This is a genomic window from Nitrospira sp. (genome assembly GCA_016873435.1).
Lineage (GTDB): Bacteria > Nitrospirota > Nitrospiria > Nitrospirales > Nitrospiraceae > VGXF01.
Genome location: VGXF01000010.1, coordinates 37,111 through 59,180 on the forward strand (window position 1 = coordinate 37,111; position 22,070 = coordinate 59,180).

Consider the following 22,070-nt stretch of genomic DNA (forward strand, 5'->3'; position numbering starts at 1 on the left):
AGTGGGGTGTTCATCTCATTGCTCCAAGGGAATGGGTATGCTATATCCGCCTGCGCTGAAGCGTTGGCGGATGGGTAATCTTGTGGGACGGTTCCAAATGGACCGCGAAAGCAAACCCTACATCCTGAAAAAAGCGGCGGAGGATTTGCAGTCGGCGAGGCTGTCGCTGGACTATGCGGCCGAACTGAACAAACAACAGCTGGCGGCGGTGACGGCAGTGGATGGGCCTGCGCTGGTCATCGCCGGAGCAGGCAGCGGTAAGACGCGGACACTCGTCTATCGCGTGGCCTATCTGATTGACCGGGGCGTGGACCCGACGACGATCCTTTTGCTGACCTTCACGCGTAAGGCATCACAGGAGATGCTCCAGCGGGCGGGCGTACTGATCGGGGCGCGCAGCGAGCGCGTGGCTGGGGGGACGTTCCATTCGGTAGCGAACACGTTGCTACGCCGCCATGGGCGACCGGTTGGCTTGGAGCCGGGCTTCACGATCCTCGATCGCGGTGATGCCGAGGATCTGATCGGCCTGCTGCGCAATCAGATGGGGCTCAACGAAAAGGACAAGCGGTTTCCTCGCAAAGGCACGATCGCAGAAATTTTCAGTAAGTGCGAGAACACGCTGTCCAACCTCGAAGACGTGCTGCTTGGAGAGTTCGCGCACTTTACGGAGCAGCTGGGCGACCTGCAACAACTCAAGAAGGCTTACACGGATGCCAAGCGGCAGAAGCAACTGCTGGACTACGACGACTTACTCATGAAACTGCGCGAACTGCTGACCGACCATGAAGCCGAGCGACAGGCGATCTCGCGGCAGTTTCGCTACATCCTCGTGGACGAGTACCAGGACACGAACCGCCTCCAGGCCGATCTGGTCCGTAAGCTCGCCGCAACGCATGAAAATGTGATGGCCGTCGGGGACGACGCGCAGTCCATCTATGCGTTCAGGGGGGCCACGTTCCGCAATATCATGGACTTTCCCAAGTTATTTCCCGGGACGATGGTCTACAAGCTGGAAGAGAACTACCGCAGCACGCAGCCGATCCTGAATCTGGCCAATGCGATCATCGGCAGCGCGACGGAAAAATATGCGAAGCACTTATTCACGAGAAAACTTGATGGGCCGCTGCCCGCGCTGGTGCAGGCAGGGGGCGAGCACGCCCAATCGCGGTTCATCGCGCAACGGATTCTTGAATTGCGCGAAGAAGGCGTTCCGCTGGACGAGATCGCCGTCTTGTTCCGGTCCAGTTTCCATTCGTTCGACTTGGAAGTCGAACTGTCTCGGCGCAATCTGCCATTCATCAAGCGCGGCGGGTTCAAGTTTATTGAGACAGCGCACGTAAAAGACTTATTGGCGCATCTGCGCGTGGTCGAGAATCCGCTGGATGCCGTGAGTTGGAACCGCCTGCTGTTACTGGTGGACGGCGTCGGGCCAAAAAAAGCGCAGGACCTGATCGTGTCGTTATCCCGAAGCAGCCAGCCAGTCAGCGTGCTGCGCGATATCAGCGGACGGCTGGCCCGGCCCCTGAAGGATCTGGCGATCATGCTGGATGAGGCGGGACGTTCAGGTTCACTCACGCCGGCGGAGCAGGTCAACGAGGTCTATCGCTACTACCTGCCGATTCTCAAGGAGCATTACGACGATTACCCCAAGCGGATGCGCGATCTGGAGCATCTCTACACGATGGCCGAGCGATACACAACGCTCAACAGTTTTCTGGCCGACCTTGCGCTGGAGCCGCCGGATGAGAGCATGGCGGACGTGGAGGCAGGCGACCGTGACGAGGAGCGGCTGGTGCTGTCCACGATCCATTCGGCCAAGGGACTTGAATGGCAGTGTGTCTTCGTCATCTGGACCGTGGACGGACGATTTCCCTCGGCCTATTCCTTTACGTCTGATGACGAATTGGAAGAGGAGCGGCGGCTCTTTTATGTGGCGGCGACGCGGGCCAAAAAGCACCTCTATCTGACTTATCCCATCAATATCTATGACAAGGCAACGGGCGCGGTCCTGTCCAAGCCGTCGCGATTCCTCGACGACGTGCCCTCATCCATGATAGATTCATGGGCATTAGTTGAGGAAAGCGGGCATCACTGGGATTGATTGACCGGTTGAGTTGGCATCCTCTCGCTGCCTGGTAACACCAGTCTCCAACACATGAGATACGTCAGTTGTACAGGGAAGATGGTGGGGCCCTGGGCCATGCGGCTGTGGTGTGCCGGGCTGCTGCTGGCGGCCGCTCCGGTCCAGGCAGAGGTGCCGGCGGGGGGCTCCGATCTGGCGCGGCTGCCGCTGCCCGCGCTGATCAGTCAGGCGGAGGAACTCGGGCTCCCGACAAAATTTCTCAAAGAGCTACCATTAAATTTCGTGAAGGTGACCTTCGAAGATCTCCATCGTTGGGCCGCGGAGTACCATCCGGATGAGCACCACATGATTTTGAACCGGGCGCTGTCGTTTAATCAGGCGGCCGGTTCGTTGCGCCCGCTGACGAGCATGACGACGGCCGAGGTCGGCAATTTCTATCACGAGCTGTTCCATGCCTATCTCGACTATCTGGAAACGACGCCACCCGGTCCGGACACGGACGGGGCAAAGCTGCTGGCCTTCGCGCAGCAGTTGCGGAAGTGCCGCTATACGGAAGTGAAGATCACACCGGTGCTGCAGAAGCGGACGGCCACCGAGACGCGGTATCTCTCCGAGCATGAAGCCTGGGAGGCGCAGCACGAAACCTGGGGCGTCTTCGTCGGCTGGGCGATCTGGACGAAACTCGAACTGGTCGCCTCAAGGGGCAAGCCCAGCATGGTCACGGACGGGTGGGTCAAACGGCTCAAGCAGGCCGACCACGACGGCATTCTCATCGGCTACTACGAACCGGAAGATCAGCAGGAGCGCAAGCAGGCGCAGAAGCGTTATCTGGCGCCGGCTTACCGGATCACACCGCAAGAAGTTGATACGATCATGCAGTTGTTGTTTGGCGAATCGGCCAACTCATCCGCCCGCGCCGCTGCCGCGCTCCCACCTGCGGTGACCAAGGGCGCCGCCGTCTCGCCCGCCTGTAAAAACTGACCGAACGTCGCGAAAAATCTCCTGAATTCACCTTGACTTAAGCGACCTCTCGAAAGTACACTGTAGAAAAATTTTTCAGTCTTTTTGAAGGGATGGGAGCGTTTTAGGAATGCTCGATACGCTCAGTCGGAAGTTTGACCAAATTCTGAAGGCACTCCGCGGACAGGGGGTGTTGACGGAACAGAACATCGCCGACGCGCTGAAAGAAGTGCGACTGGCGCTGCTCGAAGCTGACGTCAACTTCAAGTTAGTCAAGGATTTTATTGAGCGCGTCCGCGTGAAGGCGGTTGGGCAGGAAGTCCTGACGAGTCTTGCGCCCGGGCAGCAGGTCGTCAAAGTTGTCTGGGACGAGTTACGCGAACTGATGGGCCGCGAGTCGTCTGGCCTGAAGCTGGCCTCCGAGCCGCCCACGGTCATCATGATGGTCGGCTTGCAGGGCGCGGGCAAGACGACGACCTGCGGCAAGCTGGCCCGGCTGTTTAAGCAGCAGAATAAACGCGTGCTGTTGGTGGCGGCAGATCCGCGGCGGCCAGCGGCGGTCGAACAATTGGCGAGTCTTGGGGCCGCACTAGACGTCCCGGTGCACAAGGCGAGCGGGACGACGTTGGCGGATGTGGTGCAGACCTGTGTCGATGGCGTGACGCGCGGCCACGCGCAGGGCTTCGACGTGGTTGTGCTGGACACGGGTGGCCGCCTGCACGTTGACGATGAGTTGATGGCTGAACTGACGGCGGTCAAGCAGGCCGTGACGCCGCATGAAGTGTTGCTGGTGGCGGATGCCATGACAGGGCAGGACGCGGTCACCATGGCCGAGCAGTTCGAGCAGAAAGTTGGACTGACCGGTGTGATTCTAACCAAGGTCGAAGGCGACGCGCGTGGTGGCGCGATGCTGTCCATCCGGGCAGTAACCGGCAAGCCGGTGAAGTTCCTGGGGGTCGGTGAGAAGTCGGACGCACTGGAAGTGTTCCATCCGGACCGGATGGCCTCGCGCATTCTCGGCATGGGCGATGTGCTCTCGCTGGTCGAAAAAGCGCAGCAAGCCTTCTCAGCAGAACAGGCGGACTCGCTCAAGAAGACACTCACGTCGAAGACCTTCACGTTGGAGGATTTTCGCGAGCAGATCGGGCAGGTCAACAAGCTGGGCTCCATGGACCAGATTCTCGGTATGCTGCCCGGCGGGCAGCGGTTGAAGGAACTGGCGGGTAACGGTGGCGTGTCGGAAAAAGAAATTGCGCGCACCGTGGGGATCATCAATTCGATGACAGCCCGCGAGCGGCGGGATCATGCGGTCATCAGCGGAAGCCGCAAGAAGCGGATTGCCCGCGGCAGCGGCACGACCGTGCAGGACGTGAACCGGTTGATCAAGCAGTATCTTTCCGCACGAACGATGATGAAGGCCATGTCGGGCGGAGGCGGGCGGAGACAGCAGCAGCAACTGGCGCAGATGCTGAGAGGCTAAGGCTGAGGTTGAGGCTCAGTGTAACAAAAAATCTTCGGTCGGGTTTCCCTCAACCGTAACCTCGACCTAACCTGTTTGTAAGGAGGAACGACGTGGCAGTTCATCTACGGTTGGCTCGGGGAGGGCGCAAGAACCTCCCGTTCTATCGGCTGGTCGCGGCGGATTCACGCAAGCCACGCGACGGACGGTATCTGGAAATTTTGGGCACGCACGATCCGGCCAAGCATCCGCCGGTCACGGTGCTCAATCAGGAGCGGATTCTCGACTGGATGAGCAAGGGGGCGCAGCCCTCAGTGACGGTCCGGACGCTGCTGAAGCGCGCGGGCGTCATCAAGAAACCGGCGGCTGCGGTGAAGAAGTAACAGGTTCGGACGGCGCAGAGATTTCCGCATGGGCGATCTGGTGGTCATCGGTACGATCGAGAAGTCCTTTGGAGTGCGCGGCGAGATGCGCGTGCGCTCCCTGAGCGACGTGCCGGGCCGTTTCGAAGGGTTGACGAAAGTCACGCTGGAATCGCTCTCTGGCAAGACGGTCGAGGCCACGGTTGAGCGGGTACGGCCGGTTTCGGGCGCCTATCTGGTTAAGATGGACGTCTGTGCAACCCCGGAAGCCGTAGCGGCCTTCCGCGGCTGGGCAGTCAAGATTCCGCAGGGGTCGGCGCCGCCGCTGCCGCAGGGGCAGTATTACGAATACGAGTTGATCGGCCTGTTGGTACAGGATGAGCAGGGGCGGGCAATCGGCAGACTGGCAGAGATTCTGGAGACGCCCGGCACCCACGTGTTTGTAGTGAAGGACGCGCGCGGTGAGACGCTGATCCCCGCAACGAAGTCAATGGTGGCATCCGTAGATGTGGCGCGTGGCACGATGACGATTCGGCAGATGGACGAATTGACGGTGGAGGAGCCGGCCCGTGTTGCGTTGTGATGTGGTGACGCTGTTTCCCGATCTGGTCCAGCCTGTGCTGAACCAGAGCATGTTAAAGCGGGCTCAGGAGAAGGGCCTGCTGGAGGCGCGCGTGCACAACCTGCGCCACTTTGCGCTGGACAAGCACCAGGTAGCGGACGATGCGCCCTATGGCGGCGGCGCTGGCATGGTCATGAAGGCGGAACCGGTATTCCTTGCCGTTGAGGTGCTGCGAAAACAGTATGGTGAGGCCGTGCCCGGCACGCAGCTGCGGCTACTGATGCCGTCGCCTCAGGGGAGACCGTTCACGCAGCGGTTTGCCGAAGAACTGCGCGACGAGCCCCGCCGGATTGTGTTTCTCTGCGGGCATTACGAAGGTATCGACGAGCGGGTACGTGTGGGGCTGCCGATCGAGGAAGTCTCCAGCGGCGATTATGTACTGACCGGCGGCGAACTGCCGGCCCTGGTGATGATCGACGCGGCGGTGCGCCTGATTCCCGGTGTGCTCGGCGATCCGGAATCGGCGGAGCGGGATTCGTTCGCGGACTCGCTGCTGGATTACCCCCACTACACGCGGCCGGCCGAGTGGCGCGGGATGCCGGTGCCGGAGGTGCTGCTCTCGGGCCATCACGAGACCATTCGCCTGTGGCGGCGAAAGGAAGCGTTGCGGAACACATACCGGAAACGACCGGACCTGTTGCGCGACCGGGAGTTGTCGGTCGAAGACAAGCGATTGCTAGCGGAAGTCGAACAGGAAGAAACTCGTGAAACACCATTCGTGAAGCGTATTGCCTGACGGCGTTCGTGCTTCACGAGCAACGAGGTACGAGGCATGCGTTTGAAGGAGGAGGGGGGAGAGAGATGAATCAGCTAGAACGAATCCAGCGGACGCTGGTAAAGAAGACCATTCCGAAGTTCGAGATCGGTGATACCGTGCGGGTTCACGCGAAGGTCGTCGAAGGCGACAAGGAGCGGATCCAGGTATTCGAGGGCGTCGTGATCGCGCGCAAGGGCGGGCGAAACAGCGAAACGTTCACCGTAAGAAAAATTTCGTACGGCGTGGGCGTCGAGCGCATTTTCCCGGTCCACTCGCCGATTGTGACGCGAGTGGAGGTGGTGCGCCAGGGCAAGGTGCGGCGCGCCAAGCTCTACTTCCTGCGCGCCAAGAAGGGCCGTACGGCGAAACTTGAAGAGCGCGAGTTCAACCAGGCCGAGTTGGCGGCCAATGCGGCAGCGCAGGCAGCCGAAGCGAAAGCGGCCGAAGCCGCAGCACCGGTCAAGGCGAAGAGAGCAGAGTCGGCCGAGAAGCCGAAGAAGGCCCAGGCCAAGCCGGCGAAACCGGCACCCGCAAAGAAAAAGTAATTCGGGCTATTCTTTGTTCGATGGGGCCAGTCCACAAGGAAGCACGGACCTGAGTGGAGCCGACAGACCTCTTTGAGGCGGAAGCGCAGCGATGCGGGTACCGTCTCGTGGCGGGACTGGATGAAGCCGGCCGGGGGCCGCTAGCCGGTCCCGTGGTCGCAGCGGCCGTGGTGTTGCCGCGCCGCTGCAGTCTGCCGGGCCTCAACGATTCCAAACAACTGACGGCGGCGAAGCGGGAGCGGCTGTACGGCGAAATCCAGCAGCGAGCCGTGGGGGTTGGAGTCGGCGTGGCCAGCGAGCGCGAGGTCGACGCAATCAATATTCTGGAAGCGACACGCCTCGCCATGGGACGCGCGCTCGACGCGCTGCCGGAGACTCCGGATTATCTGCTGCTCGACGCCATCAATTTGCCTGCCGTGCACATTGCTCAACGGTCCATCGTCAAGGGGGATGCCCTGTCGCTGTCCATTGCGGCAGCATCGATCATCGCGAAGGTTACGCGCGATCGCCTGATGGACGACTATCACCGCCAGTATCCCCAGTATAATTTTCAGGCGCACAAGGGCTATGGGACGGCCGAGCATCTGAAGATGCTCGCTGAGCATGGGCCCTGCGCGATTCACCGGCGCAGTTTCCATCCGGTGAGCGTTGCGGTCTCGGCTGGGGGCGAGCACATCGAGCATGCCTTTGAGGTGCCAGGGAACGATCTGCGATCGTGAACCACGCATGATTCAGATCTTTCACGCCACCAAATATTACGAACGGCGTCCCGCGATCACTGATATCTGTCTCCAGATCGAGAAGGGCGAGTTCGTGGTGCTGAGGGGGCCCAGCGGCGCAGGCAAGACGACACTGCTGAAGCTGATCTACTGCGCCGCACCGCTTGACGAGGGGCAGGTGTTAATTCAGGGACGCACCGTGACCCATCTCAAGGCCTCTGCCGTGCCCTATCTGCGCCGGACGATGGGCGTCGTGTTCCAGGATTGCAAGCTGCTGCCGAAAAAGAGTGTCTACGACAACGTCGCATTGCCGCTGCTGATCGAGGGCGCGTCGGCGCCCGAGATACGTCGCATGGTGATGGAGGCGCTGAAAGCGGTCGGCGTTGAGCACCGGAAAGAAAGCCGTCCGGCCATGCTGTCGGCGGGTGAGCAGCAGCGAGTCTGCATCGCGCGGGCGATCGTGAACCAGCCGATCATCCTGCTGGCAGATGAGCCGACAGGCAATATGGACGCCGAACTGGCGCACGAAATCGTCGAGCTGTTCAAGACGATCAACTCGCGGGGCACCACGGTACTGGTGGCCACGCACAACAAGCAGGTCATCGAGCAGGTCGGCCGCCGCGTAGTGACGCTTGATCAGGGGAAGATTCTGGCAGACGAAGGGCAGGGACTGTGAGGCGGTTGGCACATTTCATACGGGAAGCGCTGGTGAACATCCGGCTGAACTGGACGACGACTGTGATCGCCGTCGCCACGACCGCGTTTACGCTGGCCTGCTTCGGCGTGTTTCTCCTGCTCTATTTGAACCTGCGCGCGGTTGCGACCTCGCTGCAAAGCGATTTCAAAGTGGTGGTCTATGTGCAGGAAAGCGTGCCGGCGCAAGGGGTTGCCCAACTGCAGAGTCTGCTCAAGGCCGATCCAGGCGTGCAAGTGGTGTCGTACGTTTCGAAGGAGCAGGCGCTTGCTGATTTTCGCGCGCAGTTCCCCGCAGATTCGCATCTTTTGCAGGGGCTGGGGGAGAATCCGTTGCCCGCGTCCTTTGTCGTGTCGCTAAGCCCCTCGTTGCGCTCGCCTGACGCGGTGCGGCGCTGGGCTGAGCGCGTGAAGTCCGTGCCGGGGGTGGAGCAAGTGCAATACAGCCGCGACTGGATCGACAATCTGACGGCGATCGTCGGTTATCTAGAGCTCGTGGCGGTGGGTATCGGTACGGTCCTGTCGGCGGCGTCGGCGACAATCATCGCGAGCACGATCCGGCTCACGCTCTATGCCCGGCGCGAGGAAATCGAGATCATGCGCCTCATCGGTGCGACCAGCAGCTTCATCAGGATTCCCTATCTGATTGAAGGAACCATGCTGGGTATGATGGGAAGCGCCGTGGCGCTGGCGATTTTGAAAGGTGGCTTCGAGCTGTTCAAGGTCCGGCTCGGCATGCCGGGACGGTTTCTCGGCATCGATTCGGGCGTGCAGTTTTTCTCTGGCCAGGTTGTGGGGCTGATTGCCGCGGCTGGGCTGATCCTTGGATTTATTGGCAGCTTGGTGTCGGCGTTGGATTTGGAGAAGGCCAAGTGAGGACAGCGGTCTGCTGGGGCGTCATAGCCGGTCTGCTGTGGAGTGCACCAGCGTGGGCGGCCAACGAAAAGACCGATCCGCTGACGCTGAAAATCGAGCGGCAGAAACAGGCGCGCGCGAAGATCCAGAAGGAGATTGAGGACAAAAAGAAATCGTCAGGGCGGGCTGAAAAGAAAATGGAGTCGTTGCTGGAGTCAATTCAAGCGCTGGACGTCCAGTTGATGCAGAGCCGCCTGGATCGGCAGGAGATCGGCCGCAAGCTCAAACTGAAGGACAAGGAGTTAGAGGAAATCAGCGGGCAGCTCTCGCAGTTGCAGATGCAGATAAGTGAGCGGAAACGCTCGCTCCTGGCCCGGCTGCGGGTCCAGTACATGGAAGGACGGACCGGAGCCCTAAAAGTCCTGCTCGCGGCGGACAACTACGCGGATCTGCACCGGCGGTTCCAGTATTTGTCGGCAGTTTCGCAACGCGAATACGAGCTACTGCAGGACTACAAGCACAACACGGAACGGCTGGAGCAGGCTGAAAAGCAGCAAGCCGTGACCCGTGACGCGATGCTGTCGCTCAAGGCGCAGACCGAGCACAAGCTGAGCGAGGTGCAGGAGGGCAAGCGCCGCAAGAATCTCTTTCTCGCGAAGATCACAAGCGAGAAGGAGTCCTACGATCGCATGGTCGGCGAGTTGGAGCGGTCCGCCTTGCGCGTGGACAGCCTTCTCAAGGAATTGCTGGAGCAGCGGGCCAAGATGGCGACGGCCCAGGTCAGGCAGAAGGCCGGCAAGGCGCACACGTTGCTCGGGCAGTTTCTCTGGCCCACGGACGGGGACGTCATTGGGCACTTTGGACGACAGAAGCACCCGCAGTTCAACACTTATGTCTATCGCAAGGGGATCGACATTCGCGCCCCGGAGGGCAGCGGCATCAAGGCGGTTATGGCCGGCTCGGTGGCCTTTGCCGACTGGCTCAAGGGATATGGGCTGGTCGTCATTTTGGATCATGCAAACGGATTCTTTTCGTTGTATGCTCATGCGTCGGCTCTGGTCGTTAAATCAGGCGAACACGTGCAATCGGGACAGGTTATCGGCACGACGGGTGATACGGGGATGACGAAAGACGACACCCTTTATTTCGAGTTGCGGGAAGGCGCCGAGCCGGTGGATCCGCTGATCTGGCTCGCAAAGCGCAAGTAAGTTCGACGGAAAGGAACCGGTTACATGGAACAGGGGCAATCGCGGCGCACTTGGTGGTTGATCGCAGTCATGACGCTGTGTCTCGGCGTGCTTATTGGCAAGGGGTGGGAGCGGACGGGCCACGCGACTGAGACCTACGAAGAGCTCAAAACCTTCGCTGAAGTGCTGAGCCAAATCCAGAAACACTATGTGGACGAGGTGAAGATCAAGAGTCTTGTCCAGGGCGCGATGCGCGGCATGCTCTCCACGCTGGATCCGCACTCCGCGTATATGACGCCGGAGATGTACAAGGAGATTCAGGTCGAGACCAAAGGCGAGTTCGGCGGTGTGGGCATCCAGATCGGCGTGAAGGAGAATCGCCTCGCGGTGATCGCGCCGATTGAGGGCACGCCGGCCTACAAGGCGGGTATCAAGGCCGGTGACTTCATCATCAAGGTGGATGACGAACCGACTAAGGACATGACGCTGCTGGACGCCGTACAGCGTATGCGAGGGCTGAAGGGGACGAGTGTCACGCTGACCGTGCAGCGGGAAGGTACACTCGATCCGCTCGTGTTTCCGCTCGTCCGCGCCACCATCAAGATCGAGAGTGTGCGGTTTAAGGCCATCGACAACACGATTGGCTACATCCGGCTGACGCAATTCCAGGAGGCCTCTGGGCGGGATCTCGCTAAGGCGCTCAAGCAGTTTCACGAGCAAAAGTTGCAGTCGCTGGTGCTGGATCTGCGCAATAATCCTGGCGGGCTCCTGACGGCGGCGGTGGAAGTCTCGGAGCAGTTTGTCGGCAACAGCAAGCTGATCGTCTACATCAAGGGACGAGACGGACGGAAGGATGAGTATTTCTCCAAGACAAAGGATGCGCTCGATGACTATCCGATGATCGTGATGGTTAACGAGGGCTCAGCCAGCGCATCGGAAATCGTCGCCGGCGCGCTGCAAGACTGGGGACGGGCGGTGGTGCTCGGGACAACCTCCTTCGGGAAGGGGTCCGTGCAGACGATCCTTCCCCTATCAGACGGATCAGGTCTCCGGCTGACGACGGCCAAATACTACACGCCTAAGGGGCGATCCATTCAATCTACGGGCATTACGCCGGACATCACGGTCAAGTCGCAACCGGCCGTCACAGCTAAGGTGGGCGACAAGGATGCCAAGGACGGTGAGGCCAAGGCAAAGGTGCCAGCTTCAAAAGACGTGCCGCCAGCCAAGTCGGACAAGGATGTCGCGCCGAAGAGCACCGGCGCGCCGGCCGATTTCGGTGAGGTCCCGATCGAGGAAGATGCCCAGCTTCAAAAAGCGGTCGAGCTGCTCAAGACGTGGAAGATCTTTAAGGAGCTCAAGCCGACGGGTGCGTCAGCGCCCACACAGGCACAATCCTGACGGAGACGTCGTATCGTCTGAATTGGAGGGGGGCGCGAAACCGCTCATCATGCGAACGCCGGCCCTAGTCATTAGCACGCCCATGCTGCTTTCGCCGCCAGCCTCTTCCAGCAAGCCGTAGCGGGGCGGTACCGTGACACCGGCAGGCTCCGTGCCGCTTGCGGACGAGCGCTGAAAATCCTCGTCACTCGAGTTCATGCTGGCGCAAGGCCTTAATCGCCGCTAACAGCGACGGCTCTGTGATTGTGGCCCCGGGCAGGGTGCGGAGCAGGTGTGAGCGCACCAGTGTTTCCAGGTCGTCGAGCGTGCGAATGCCCAGCCCTCCGTAGAGATACTGGACAAGACTTTCGGACAGGCCTGGCAGCTTGGCCCAGGCAGCCACCTCAGGTGGCAGTGGTACGGCCGGCGCGCTCTGGCTTAGGATGGTGCCCGTTGCCAGAAACTCTTCGATTTTGGCCGACAAGTCCCGTCCGATTCCGGGCAGTGATTGCAGTTCACCCCGCCTCGCCACAGCGGCCACATCCTCGGTGAGACTGAGTAGGGTCACTGCCGCACGCCGATAGGCACGGACACGGTGTGGGTTGGCATTCTCTGCCGCCAGCGTATCCGCGAAAGCGTGAAATAGGTCGGCAACTTGGCGATTTCGTTCCAACATCACCCTATATATAGTCAGGATGGAGCAGCACAGTCCAGTCCGTCTGGCCCAGGCCGACAGGCCAGAAGGCCAATTGACAAGGCGTTTGAGCGTCTCGTACGATGCCCGCGTGATTCTATGCACGTCCAGGTAAACGGAGAATCGCGTACGCTGGCAGCCGGCCTGACGGTGGCGGGCCTGCTCAAGGAACTCGACATCACATCGGACCGCGTAGCGGTAGAGTTGAATCGGAATATTCTGGATCGTGGCGAGTTCGAACGGCGCAGCCTACAGGAGGGCGACCACATCGAAATCATCAGTTTTATCGGGGGAGGCGGTCACTAACATGGCGGACGATCAGCTGGTCATCGGCGGGCGCGCATTCAAGTCTCGCCTGTGGGTGGGGACGGGCAAGTACAAAAACTTCGTCGAAACAAAGAAGGCCATCGAGGCCTCTGGCGCCGACGTGGTCACGGTAGCCGTCCGGCGCGTGAATATCACCGACCGGTCGCAAGAAAACCTGCTGGATTACATCGATCCGAAGAAGTACACCATTCTGCCGAACACGGCCGGCTGCTATACAGTGGAAGACGCGGTACGATATGCGCGGCTGGGGCGAGCAGCCGGCGTGTCCGACCTAGTCAAGCTGGAAGTAATTGGAGACGAGAAAACGCTTTTCCCGGACACAGCGGGTTTGATCGAAGCCGCGACGATTTTGATCAAGGAAGGTTTCATTGTCCTGCCTTACACGAACGACGATCCGATCGTCGCAAAAAAACTGGTGGATATCGGATGCCCGGCGGTCATGCCGTTGGCGGCGCCGATCGGTTCCGGTCTCGGCATCCGCAATCCCTACAATCTCAAGATCATCTTGGAAACGGTGAAGGTGCCGATCATTGTGGATGCGGGCGTGGGCACCGCGTCCGACGCCGCGCTGGCGATGGAATACGGTGCTGACGCGGTGCTAATGAACACAGCCATTGCCGGCGCCAAGGACCCCATCATGATGGCCGAGGCGATGAAGTATGCCGTGGACGCCGGCCGTCTGGCCTATCGTGCTGGCCGCATTCCGCGTAAGCTCTACGCAACGGCCAGCAGTCCGATCGAAGGCATGCTGTAGGCGGGAATTGCAATGTTCACTTTTGAAGTGTGAATTTTATCCGACATTCATAACTCACCATTCATCCTTCTGCTTCCCCCATGCCCCGCGTTGATGTTTCCCTCTATCTCGTCACCGACCGGCATCAAACCAACGGGCGTCCGCTGGTTCCGCTCATCGAGCAGGCCGTTGCCGGCGGGCTGCGCGTCGTCCAGCTGCGCGAGCGAGACCTCGATGCGCCTGCGCTCCTCACGCTTGCACGGGACGTGCAAGTGGCGATCAAGTCAAGCAAGGCCTTGCTGTTGATCAATGATCGCGTGGACGTGGCGCTGGCCTGCGGCGCCGCAGGTGTCCATTTGCGTTCGGACAGCCTGCCTGTGGGGGTGGCGCGAAAACTGCTGGGCGCGGCACGAATCATCGGCGTATCGACCCATTCGGTCGACGAGGCCGTACGAGCAGAAGCCGAGGGAGCGGACTTTGTCGTAGTCGGCCCGATTTATGACACGCCGTCGAAACGCGAGTATGGCGCGCCCCTTGGCGTGCAGTCATTGGAGGAGGCCGCACGCCGCTGCCGGATTCCGGTGTTGGCGATTGGTGGCATCACACCAGCGCGCTTGCCGGAAGTCAAACGCGCCGGCGCGAGCGGCGCAGCGGTCGTGTCATCCATTTTGTCCGCCTCCTCGATCGAAGCCGCGACCAAGCAATTCATCGCGTTGTGGGCAAGCCTCTAAGGCGAACCGGCGTTTCGGTTGACCGTCTCCGGGGTCGGTGTTAGTATTTTAGGGGCGTGATTTTAACAACAGTTCCACGGTGCGCGCTTGGGGAAATGATGCGGTGTCTGAGTGGAAGGGAAGCCCGGGCCGGCTCCATTCCCTCGGCGATTCCGTCAAGCACATCACCGAACGTCTGGTGGACAGGAACGCAGACATGATCAAGCGCGGCGACGATGCCAACCGGGAAGTTGAGAGGTTGCGCCTTCAGATTCAAACGATGGAGGAGGAGCTACGCCAACTTCCGCACTCCCGCTACCAGCTCGATCAGGCGACCAAGCACAACGAAAAACTCGCGGCCACCCTCCAGGAAGCCAAGGCGCAGATCCAGGCGCTCCGCACGGAAGTCGAGAAACTGACCGCCCCCCCCTCGACCTATGCCATCTTTTCCCGGTTGGAAGACGACACAACGGCCACGGTCTACGTCGCGGGTCGCAAAATGAAGGTCAACGTCCACCCCTCGATCAAGGCCAAAGATCTCCGCAAGGGGCAGGAGGTCATTCTTAATGAGGCTTTCAATGTTATTGAGGCACGGGGATTCGACGGGCAGGGCGAGGTCGTCCGCTTGAAGGATATGCTCGAGGGGGGGCGTGCGCTGGTCACGTTACATTTTGACGAGGAGAAGGTGGCGGACCTCGGCGAGCCCTTAGTGACCGAGCGGCTTAGCGTGGGCGACCACCTGCTCTACGATGTGCGCTCCGGCTACGTGATTGAGAAGCTCCCGAAATCCGAAGCCGAGGAACTGGTTCTCGAAGAGGTGCCGGATGTCAATTACGACCACATCGGCGGTCTCGCACAGGAGATCGAGCATGTGCGCGACGCGGTCGAGCTGCCGTTCCTGCATCCGGAACTGTTTGTCGAGCATCGCCTGAGCCCGCCGAAGGGCGTGCTACTCTACGGTCCGCCCGGCTGCGGCAAGACGATGATTGCCAAGGCGGTGGCCCATTCAATCGCCAAGCGGCTGGGCCATCTCAAGGGCAAGGAGGTCCGCAGCTTCTTCCTGCACGTCAAGGGGCCCGAGCTGCTGAACAAATATGTGGGCGAGTCTGAGCGCCAGGTCCGTGAGGTGTTTAAGAAGGCCAAGGAGAAGGCCGCCAGCGGCAACCCGGTGATCGTGTTCTTCGATGAAATGGACGCGTTGTTTCGCACGCGCGGCAGCGGCATCTCCTCCGACATCGAGTCCACCATCGTGCCGCAGTTCCTGTCCGAAATCGACGGCATGGAGCGGCTGCAGAACGTCATTGTCATCGGTGCCAGTAACCGGCAGGATCTCATCGACCCGGCGGTGCTGCGGCCGGGTCGATTGGATGTGAAGATCAAGATCTCACGTCCCGACTGCACCGCCGCGAAGGAAATTTTCGCGAAGTATGTCAGCGCAGACCTGCCGTTCTCCCACGATGAGCTGGGTCGTCACAACGGCGATCGCCGTGCACTGGTGGAGGCGTTGATTGCCTCAACGGTGGCATCCATGTACGCGACTTCTGACGAGAATAAGTTCCTCGAAGTCACCTACGCCAACGGTGAGAAGGAGACGCTCTATTTCAAAGATTTCGCCAGCGGCGCCCTGATCGAGGGTATCGCCGCGCGGGCCAAGAAATACGCAATCAAGCGCGCGATCGCGACAAACGAAAAGGGAATCAGGGCCGAGGATCTTTTGAAAGCAATCCGTGAAGAGTTCAAGGAGCACGAGGATCTGCCGAATACAACGAATCCGGATGACTGGGCCAAGATTGCTGGCAAGAAGGGCGAGAAGATCATCCATATCCGTACGGTCACGGCCGGCTCGACGGAATCCCGCCAGATCGAGACGATCACTACCGGACATTATTTCTAGGGGAGAGGATGCTGCAAAAAGCTCCTGGCGGCGTGCTCGCATTGCTCGAAGGCTTCTACGTACGAGAAGCAGGACGGCTCGTCTTCTCGCTCGCGGCGGCCTTGCCGGATAGACCGTCTGAGCGCCCTGCGCACAAAGCGTGAATTCATTTTGAACGGGTAACGTCGGAGGAAGTGGCATGGTACGGGTTCTTGGAACCGAGACGGAATTCGGCATTGCCGCGAAGAACGTGGAATCGTTCGATCCGGTGGCGCATTCCCTCCAGTTCATCAGACATTATCCGGGCCTTCCGGCCCCGCAGGCCATCTGGGACTACGAAAATGAGAATCCACTGCTCGATGCGCGGGGATTTGAGGTCGAAGGCGAGCGCGAGCGGCCTGAACCGGAGTACAACCGGCTGTTGAATAAACCGCTGGCTAACGGTGGAAGGCTCTACGTGGATGGAGCGCATCCGGAATATTCCACACCGGAATGTACCAACCCGCGCCAGATCGTGGCCTTCGAACGGGCCGGAGAGCGTGTCATGGGAGCCTGCCTGCATGCCATGGCCCGTGCGCGGGGCGCGGAGCAATTTCTCCTCTATAAGAACAATTCCGACGGCAAGGGCAACAGCTACGGCTATCACGAGAACTATCTGCTTTCCCGATCGGTGCCTTTCGAGCGCATAATCCAGGTCTTGCTGCCGTTCCTCGTGACCCGCCCGATCTACGCCGGCGCTGGCAAGGTCGGCTCGGAGAACCAGACCGAGCGGGCCGACTATCAGATGTCCCAGCGCGCGGATTTCTTTGAATGCCTCGTGGACCTCAACACGATGGTGAAGCGGCCGATCATCAACACGCGCGATGAGCCGCACGCCGACTTTCACAAATATCGCCGCCTGCACGTCATCGTTGGCGATGCCAACATGGCGGAGCTGTCCACCTATCTGAAGGTCGGCACGCTGGCGGTGGTGCTGGGGATGATCGAGGCCGGGGCGGAGTTTCCGTCCATGCAGCTCGACGACCCCGTGTGGGCGTTGAAGCAGGTCTCACGCGACCTGGAGTTGAAAGGCACGCTGAAGCGGGCCGACGGGCGGGCGACCTCCGCCCTCGAGATTCAACGCGCTTATTTAAAGGCCGCCATGGATTTTTACGCCTGCCACGAGTTGAACCAGATCACCAAGGACGTGCTGGTGCGCTGGGAGGAAGTGCTCGACAAGCTGGAGCAGGACCCGGTGCTGCTGGTGCGCGAGCTGGACTGGGTGGCAAAGCGGGAGATGATCCGGTCGTATATGGACCGTAAGGGATGTGGATGGGACGATCCCCGCCTAGCGATGCTTGATCTCCAATACCACGACGTCCGTCCTGAGAAGGGTTTGTACTACATGCTGGAGCGCGGTAACCATATCGACCGGCTGTTGTCGGAGGGCGAGATCGAGAAGGCCGAGCAGGTGCCACCGCCGGACACGCGGGCCTATTTCCGCGGCCAGTGTCTGAAGAAATTTTCTCAGGCTATCTATGCCGCGAGCTGGACGTCGGTGCTTTTCGACGTCGGCAATACGACGATCAAGCGGATTCCGTTGATGGATCCGCTGCGCGGGACCGAATCGCTGACCCGCGAGCTCATCGAGGAATCGGATTCGGCCGGCTCGTTGCTGGCCAAGCTGACGGCTTCATAGGGAGAGGATCGCGTGCCTCTGTTCAGCGATGATTACCATTCGAGTTTTTTCGATTACCTGGCCCAGTGCCGGCCCGATCTGACGCCAGCCGGACGGGGCTGGCATGCGCCGGGTGCTTCGAACGCGTCTGCCGATGAACATCGTGGGGCGACCGTGCCGCCGGTGGCGCACGGCACGACCGTGCTGGCCATCAAATATCGCGGCGGCGTGATCATCGCCGGGGATCGCCGCGCGACGGAAGGCTTCCAGATTGCGGATCGGCGCATCGAGAAGGTGTTCAAGATCGACGAGCATTCGGCGATGGCAATCGCCGGCGCAGCCGGGCCCTGCATCGAGATGGCCAGGCTCTTCCAGACGGAGCTGGAACATTACGAAAAGCTCGAGGGTCTGCCGCTGTCGTGCGAAGGCAAGGCCAACAAGCTGGGCCAGATGGTCAAGGCCAACCTGCCGATGGTGTTTCAGGGGCTGGTCGTCTTGCCATTGTATGTTGGGTTCGACGTCAAGCGGAACGAAGGCCGGATCTTCAAATATGACGTGACGGGCGGACGGTACGAGGAATCGGACTATCACGCGATCGGGTCAGGCGGAAAGGACGCGCGCAACGCCATGCGCGAGCATTTCAAAAAGGATCTGTCTGAGGGGGATGCGCTGAACATCGCGCTGCGGGCTCTTTACATGGCGTCCGACGAGGACGTCGGGACCGGGGGGCCGGATTTCGTGCGGGGTATCTATCCGACGGCCAAGCTGGTGGCCTCCGGAGGCATCTCCGATGTCGAGGAGCCCCGCATCCGTTCCGTGTACACCGCGTTGCTTGATGGGAAAAAAAGGGAAGGCTGACCAGGCCTATGCCGTCTTACGTGTCGCCTGAACAGGTGGGGAAGAAAAGCCGGAATATTCCGGCCGCCTGTTCGTCACAAGCGGTTCGGGAGATCTGACCATGCCAATGCCCTATTACGTGTCGCCCGAACAGGTGATGCAGGACAAGGCGGAATACGCCAAGAAAGGCATCGCCAAGGGCCGGTCGCTCATTGTGATGGAATATCAGGACGGGGTGCTGCTGGTGGCGGACAATCCAAGCGCGTCCCTCTATAAGATTTCAGAGGTCTACGACACGATCGCCTTCTCCGGCGCCGGTAAGTACAGCGAATTCGAAAATCTGCGCAAAGCCGGCATCCGCCACGCCGACCTCAAGGGCTTCATGTATAGCCGCGAGGACGTAACCGCGCGGGCGCTCGCCAATGCCTACTCGCAGACACTAGGCACAGTCTTCAGCCAGGAGCTCAAGCCGCTGGAGGTGGAGCTGCTGGTCGTCCAGGTGGGTGACAACGGGAAGTCCAACGAAATCTATCGCATTTCTTTCGACGGCAGTATCTTCGACGAGCGCGGCTATGCTGTGATCGGCGGTCGGTCTGACGCCGTGCAGATCTATCTCAAGGAGCGGTACAAACAGGCGCCGCCATTGAAGGAGGCCCTGTCCTTGTGCCTCAACGCGCTGGAAAGCGTCACTACTCAGAAGCTCCCACATGAGGGGCTCGAAATCGCCCTGCTTGCTCGCGAGCGCGTCGGGCGCAAGTTCCGTCGCCTCTCTCCCGCCGACACCACAAAACTTCTCGGCTGAGCGCGCGCTTTGGATCGGTCGTTCTGTTGAAGAACCCACAGGGCGGGTGTATGCTGAGACGTCGAGTTGGAGCGCCGTATGAAACCGAGAATTTTCGGCCTCGAAAATGAATACGGGCTGATCTTTTCTCCCAACGGGCGCATCTATCTCCCAATGGAGAAGGTGCTGGGCTACATCTTCGAGGGGCTGATTCCCAACAGCTGGCCTTCCAACGCCTTCCTCGTCAACGGCGCGCGGTTCTACCAGGACACCGGCTGCCATCCCGAATACTCTACCCCGGAGTGCGACAACATCCTGGACCTCGTCGTCCACGACAAGGCCGGTGAGCGTTTGCTGGAGGCCTGTCTGCCAGCGGCCGAGGAGCGGTTGCGCGAGGAAGGACTGTCCGGCGAGATCTACATCTTCAAAAACAATACAGATTCGCTGGGCAACACCTACGGCTGTCATGAGAACTATCTCATGCGACGCGACGTGGATTTCTGGAAAGTGACCGAGCAGCTGATTCCGTTTTTCGTGACGCGGCAGGTGTTTGCCGGGGCGGGGAAGGTGCTCAAGGTGTCCGGCAAGCCGCAGTATTTCGTCTCGCAACGCGCGCAGCATATCCACGAAAAGACCTCGTCGTCCACGACCTCCTCGCGCAGCATCATCAACACGCGCGACGAGCCGCATGCGGATGCCGAGCGATACCGCCGGCTGCACATCATCGTGGGCGATTCAAACATGTCCGAGTACGCGACCTACCTTAAGGTCGGCACGGCGTCGCTGGTGCTCTCGATGGTGGAGGACGGGTTCACCGTGGCCGGGATGGAATTGGAGGATCCGGTCAAGGCCATCCGGGAAATTTCTCGTGACCCGACGCTTACAAAAAAGGTCAAGCTCGATGACGGCCGGCAGATGAGCGGCCTCGAGATCCAGCGGACCTACTGGGAGCGGGCGCACCAGTACCTGGAGGCACAGCCGCACGATCAAGTCCTGCACGACGTGCATAAAAAGTGGGGGCAGTTGCTGGAGCAACTTGATGACGATCCGTCAAAATTATCCCGTGAGGTGGATTGGGTCAGCAAGCGCCTCCTGCTGCAGTCCTACGTCGAGAAAAAAGGCTGCAACTGGGACGACCCCAAGGTATTTTTGATGGACCTCCAGTATCATGACGTGAAACGGACGCGCGGGTTATACTACCTGATGGAGTCGCGCGGACTAGTTGAGCGGGCGGTGGATGAGGCGGCGATCCAAACCGCCATGTCGACCCCGCCGCAGACGACGCGGGCCAAGGTGCGCGGGGATTTCATCCGGTTCGCCCGCGCTAAAAATCGGTCCTACACGGTGGACTGGACCTATCTGAAACTCAACGGTTACTGGGAGGAGACGATCCTCTGCATGGATCCGTTCAGCTCGGTGAATCGCCGGGTGGAGGAATTGGTCTCGCAGGTGTCCGGGCCGAGGTTTTACCGATGAATCATGTGTGGCGGATCAAAGCCATCGCGGGCATGATGCTGCTGGCCAGTGTGTTTCCGGTCGACCTGTTTCCCAAGACGCCGCACGAGTCGCGCGGGGCTGACGGGCAGTACAGCGGCAAGCAAGGACAGGTGCTGCTGGTGGCAATCCCGGCCGGGTCGCAGGCCGATATCACGGGGCGATTTCTGGGGCGCACCATTCCGTTTTTTCCTGCTCCGGACGGCGATCCTCAGCGGGTCCTCGGCCTGCTTGGGATCGACATGGAGGAAAAGCCAGGGACGCATGAACTGGAAGTCGAAATCCACGAGGGCAAGACGACCCGAACGTTGAGTTACAGCGTGCTGGTCCTGAAGGAAAAGTATCCGGTTCAGCATCTGACCCTGCCCAGTGAGAAAGTCGATCTGGATGAGGCGAACCTTGTTCGGGTGAAGAACGAGCAGGAGCAGATTCGGAGCGTGTTACACGGGATGACGGGCGAGCGCTATTGGACCAGCTCCTTCGTCGAGCCGGTGCAAGGCGACATTGCCGGTGCCTTTGGGCGGACACGGATCATCAACGGTCAGGCACGCAGTCCGCATAACGGCGAAGACATCGCGGCACCGCTTGGGACGCCGGTGGTCGCCATGAACGACGGGATCGCGCGGCTCACCGTGGATCACTTTTTCTCTGGAAAAGGCGTGTTCATTGACCATGGGCTTGGGCTGTACACCATGTATTTTCACCTGTCGGAAGTGCTGGTGAAGGACGGGGAGCCCGTGAAGCAGGGGCAATCGATCGGGAAGGTCGGGGCCACGGGACGCGCCACGGGTCCGCACTTGCATCTGGGCGTCCGTCTCAACGGTGCCCGGGTCAATCCCTATGCGCTCGTCAAATTGCCGCTGGACAGCACGTTACAGGTCTTGAAATAATACTGCATCGATGGACAGTGAACGCATGATGGGTGCGCACATCAGGGTCCCCGGTCTTGGCTTCTGTGTGCTGGCGTTAGCCGGCAGCATGGTGGCGTGCGGCGGTGTCATTCCAGATCAGTATCTCAAACAGGCCGAACCGGGCATCACACTGACGACGTTGTCGAAAAAACGCGCTGACTTCCAGGGCAAGGTCGTGATTCTTGGCGGAGTGATCGTGGACCAAAAAGCCGGGGACAACCGGGTATGGTTGCGCGTGAAGAACCGTCCGCTGGACGATGACTATGTGCCGCACATTCCCGTCACCAGGGAGGGGCCAGAGGCCGGCCTCTACTGGGTTATGGTTTGGAAACGGGATCTACCGAAAGACTACGAGCAGTGGGCACGGGTCACGGTCGTCGGGCGTGTTCTGAGCGGGCAAGACGCCGGGGAGAAGGAAGCGGTCGGCGAAG

Annotated in this window: 23 protein-coding genes; 22 read left to right on the forward strand and 1 reads right to left on the reverse strand. The window is 60.3% G+C overall.

Features of this window, described 5'->3' with window-relative positions:
* The first annotated feature begins 31 nt into the window (after positions 1–31).
* From FJ248_06985 to FJ248_07040, 12 genes are all read left to right on the forward strand, one after another.
* The gene (locus FJ248_06985; protein ID MBM4120625.1) at positions 32–2,101 is read left to right on the forward strand and encodes an ATP-dependent helicase; all 2,070 of its coding nucleotides are present in this window, start codon (positions 32–34) and stop codon (positions 2,099–2,101) included.
* 54 nt (positions 2,102–2,155) lie between these two features.
* A complete protein-coding gene (locus FJ248_06990) occupies positions 2,156–3,064 on the forward strand; it encodes a hypothetical protein (GenBank protein MBM4120626.1) in 909 nt (302 codons plus the stop codon).
* A gap of 109 nt (positions 3,065–3,173) precedes the next feature.
* A complete protein-coding gene (locus FJ248_06995) occupies positions 3,174–4,523 on the forward strand; it encodes a signal recognition particle protein (GenBank protein ID MBM4120627.1) in 1,350 nt (449 codons plus the stop codon).
* Between the two features lie 92 nt (positions 4,524–4,615).
* A complete protein-coding gene (gene rpsP, locus FJ248_07000; protein ID MBM4120628.1) occupies positions 4,616–4,885 on the forward strand; it encodes a 30S ribosomal protein S16 in 270 nt (89 codons plus the stop codon).
* 28 nt (positions 4,886–4,913) lie between these two features.
* Complete coding sequence (rimM, locus tag FJ248_07005) at positions 4,914–5,447, forward strand: 16S rRNA processing protein RimM (GenBank protein MBM4120629.1); 534 nt, start codon at positions 4,914–4,916, stop codon at positions 5,445–5,447.
* On the forward strand, positions 5,437–6,222 hold the full coding sequence (gene trmD / locus FJ248_07010; protein MBM4120630.1) for a tRNA (guanosine(37)-N1)-methyltransferase TrmD: 786 nt from the start codon (positions 5,437–5,439) through the stop codon (positions 6,220–6,222). Before rimM ends, trmD begins: the two co-directional genes overlap by 11 nt.
* Before the next feature lie 65 nt (positions 6,223–6,287).
* Positions 6,288–6,788 carry a 50S ribosomal protein L19 gene (locus FJ248_07015; protein MBM4120631.1) on the forward strand — a complete coding sequence of 167 codons (501 nt, stop codon included), beginning with the start codon at positions 6,288–6,290 and terminating at the stop codon, positions 6,786–6,788.
* Positions 6,789–6,841: 53 nt separating this feature from the next.
* A complete protein-coding gene (locus FJ248_07020; protein ID MBM4120632.1) occupies positions 6,842–7,507 on the forward strand; it encodes a ribonuclease HII in 666 nt (221 codons plus the stop codon).
* 7 nt (positions 7,508–7,514) lie between these two features.
* Positions 7,515–8,183 (forward strand): cell division ATP-binding protein FtsE, encoded by a 669-nt coding sequence (gene ftsE / locus FJ248_07025; GenBank protein MBM4120633.1) that lies wholly within the window; start codon positions 7,515–7,517, stop codon positions 8,181–8,183.
* The gene (locus FJ248_07030; GenBank protein ID MBM4120634.1) at positions 8,180–9,076 is read left to right on the forward strand and encodes an ABC transporter permease; all 897 of its coding nucleotides are present in this window, start codon (positions 8,180–8,182) and stop codon (positions 9,074–9,076) included. The genes ftsE and FJ248_07030 overlap by 4 nt, the downstream gene beginning before the upstream one ends.
* Positions 9,073–10,263 carry a hypothetical protein gene (locus tag FJ248_07035; protein MBM4120635.1) on the forward strand — a complete coding sequence of 397 codons (1,191 nt, stop codon included), beginning with the start codon at positions 9,073–9,075 and terminating at the stop codon, positions 10,261–10,263. The genes FJ248_07030 and FJ248_07035 overlap by 4 nt, the downstream gene beginning before the upstream one ends.
* Before the next feature lie 24 nt (positions 10,264–10,287).
* The gene (locus tag FJ248_07040) at positions 10,288–11,643 is read left to right on the forward strand and encodes a S41 family peptidase (protein ID MBM4120636.1); all 1,356 of its coding nucleotides are present in this window, start codon (positions 10,288–10,290) and stop codon (positions 11,641–11,643) included.
* A gap of 184 nt (positions 11,644–11,827) precedes the next feature.
* On the opposite strand, the gene FJ248_07045 is transcribed toward FJ248_07040, so the two are convergent.
* Positions 11,828–12,298 (reverse strand): histidinol-phosphatase, encoded by a 471-nt coding sequence (locus FJ248_07045; protein ID MBM4120637.1) that lies wholly within the window; start codon positions 12,296–12,298, stop codon positions 11,828–11,830.
* Between the two features lie 117 nt (positions 12,299–12,415).
* Between FJ248_07045 and thiS the strand changes: the two genes are divergently transcribed.
* From thiS to FJ248_07095, 10 genes are all read left to right on the forward strand, one after another.
* Entirely contained in the window at positions 12,416–12,622 is a 207-nt protein-coding gene (gene thiS, locus FJ248_07050) for a sulfur carrier protein ThiS (GenBank protein MBM4120638.1), read from the forward strand.
* 1 nt (position 12,623) lies between these two features.
* On the forward strand, positions 12,624–13,397 hold the full coding sequence (locus FJ248_07055; protein ID MBM4120639.1) for a thiazole synthase: 774 nt from the start codon (positions 12,624–12,626) through the stop codon (positions 13,395–13,397).
* A gap of 80 nt (positions 13,398–13,477) precedes the next feature.
* The gene (gene thiE / locus FJ248_07060) at positions 13,478–14,107 is read left to right on the forward strand and encodes a thiamine phosphate synthase (protein ID MBM4120640.1); all 630 of its coding nucleotides are present in this window, start codon (positions 13,478–13,480) and stop codon (positions 14,105–14,107) included.
* A 196-nt stretch (positions 14,108–14,303) separates the two neighbouring features.
* Complete coding sequence (gene arc, locus FJ248_07065; GenBank protein ID MBM4120641.1) at positions 14,304–15,980, forward strand: proteasome ATPase; 1,677 nt, start codon at positions 14,304–14,306, stop codon at positions 15,978–15,980.
* Between the two features lie 178 nt (positions 15,981–16,158).
* A complete protein-coding gene (locus FJ248_07070) occupies positions 16,159–17,637 on the forward strand; it encodes a proteasome accessory factor PafA2 (GenBank protein ID MBM4120642.1) in 1,479 nt (492 codons plus the stop codon).
* Positions 17,638–17,655: 18 nt separating this feature from the next.
* The gene (gene prcB, locus FJ248_07075; protein MBM4120643.1) at positions 17,656–18,474 is read left to right on the forward strand and encodes a proteasome subunit beta; all 819 of its coding nucleotides are present in this window, start codon (positions 17,656–17,658) and stop codon (positions 18,472–18,474) included.
* Positions 18,475–18,574: 100 nt separating this feature from the next.
* Positions 18,575–19,255, forward strand: coding sequence for a proteasome subunit alpha (gene prcA, locus FJ248_07080; protein ID MBM4120644.1), 681 nt, complete (start codon positions 18,575–18,577; stop codon positions 19,253–19,255).
* Positions 19,256–19,333: 78 nt separating this feature from the next.
* The gene (gene pafA / locus FJ248_07085; protein MBM4120645.1) at positions 19,334–20,710 is read left to right on the forward strand and encodes a Pup--protein ligase; all 1,377 of its coding nucleotides are present in this window, start codon (positions 19,334–19,336) and stop codon (positions 20,708–20,710) included.
* Positions 20,707–21,618 carry a M23 family metallopeptidase gene (locus FJ248_07090; GenBank protein MBM4120646.1) on the forward strand — a complete coding sequence of 304 codons (912 nt, stop codon included), beginning with the start codon at positions 20,707–20,709 and terminating at the stop codon, positions 21,616–21,618. Before pafA ends, FJ248_07090 begins: the two co-directional genes overlap by 4 nt.
* Before the next feature lie 10 nt (positions 21,619–21,628).
* On the forward strand, positions 21,629–22,070 hold a 442-nt coding region (locus FJ248_07095), incomplete at its 3' end, for a hypothetical protein (protein ID MBM4120647.1).

Excerpts from the sequence above, each read along its gene's own strand:
- FJ248_06985 (MBM4120625.1), top strand. The coding sequence starts at position 32 with ATGGGTATGCTATATCCGCCTGCGCTGAAGCGTTGGCGGATGGGTAAT.
- FJ248_06990 (MBM4120626.1), top strand. The coding sequence starts at position 2,156 with ATGAGATACGTCAGTTGTACAGGGAAGATGGTGGGGCCCTGGGCCATG.
- FJ248_06995 (MBM4120627.1), top strand. The coding sequence starts at position 3,174 with ATGCTCGATACGCTCAGTCGGAAGTTTGACCAAATTCTGAAGGCACTC.
- rimM (MBM4120629.1), top strand. The coding sequence starts at position 4,914 with ATGGGCGATCTGGTGGTCATCGGTACGATCGAGAAGTCCTTTGGAGTG.
- FJ248_07015 (MBM4120631.1), top strand. The coding sequence starts at position 6,288 with ATGAATCAGCTAGAACGAATCCAGCGGACGCTGGTAAAGAAGACCATT.
- ftsE (MBM4120633.1), top strand. The coding sequence starts at position 7,515 with ATGATTCAGATCTTTCACGCCACCAAATATTACGAACGGCGTCCCGCG.
- FJ248_07040 (MBM4120636.1), top strand. The coding sequence starts at position 10,288 with ATGGAACAGGGGCAATCGCGGCGCACTTGGTGGTTGATCGCAGTCATG.
- FJ248_07045 (MBM4120637.1), bottom strand. The coding sequence starts at position 12,298 with ATGTTGGAACGAAATCGCCAAGTTGCCGACCTATTTCACGCTTTCGCG.
- thiS (MBM4120638.1), top strand. The coding sequence starts at position 12,416 with ATGCACGTCCAGGTAAACGGAGAATCGCGTACGCTGGCAGCCGGCCTG.
- FJ248_07055 (MBM4120639.1), top strand. The coding sequence starts at position 12,624 with ATGGCGGACGATCAGCTGGTCATCGGCGGGCGCGCATTCAAGTCTCGC.
- thiE (MBM4120640.1), top strand. The coding sequence starts at position 13,478 with ATGCCCCGCGTTGATGTTTCCCTCTATCTCGTCACCGACCGGCATCAA.
- arc (MBM4120641.1), top strand. The coding sequence starts at position 14,304 with ATGATCAAGCGCGGCGACGATGCCAACCGGGAAGTTGAGAGGTTGCGC.
- FJ248_07070 (MBM4120642.1), top strand. The coding sequence starts at position 16,159 with ATGGTACGGGTTCTTGGAACCGAGACGGAATTCGGCATTGCCGCGAAG.
- prcA (MBM4120644.1), top strand. The coding sequence starts at position 18,575 with ATGCCAATGCCCTATTACGTGTCGCCCGAACAGGTGATGCAGGACAAG.
- pafA (MBM4120645.1), top strand. The coding sequence starts at position 19,334 with ATGAAACCGAGAATTTTCGGCCTCGAAAATGAATACGGGCTGATCTTT.
- FJ248_07090 (MBM4120646.1), top strand. The coding sequence starts at position 20,707 with ATGAATCATGTGTGGCGGATCAAAGCCATCGCGGGCATGATGCTGCTG.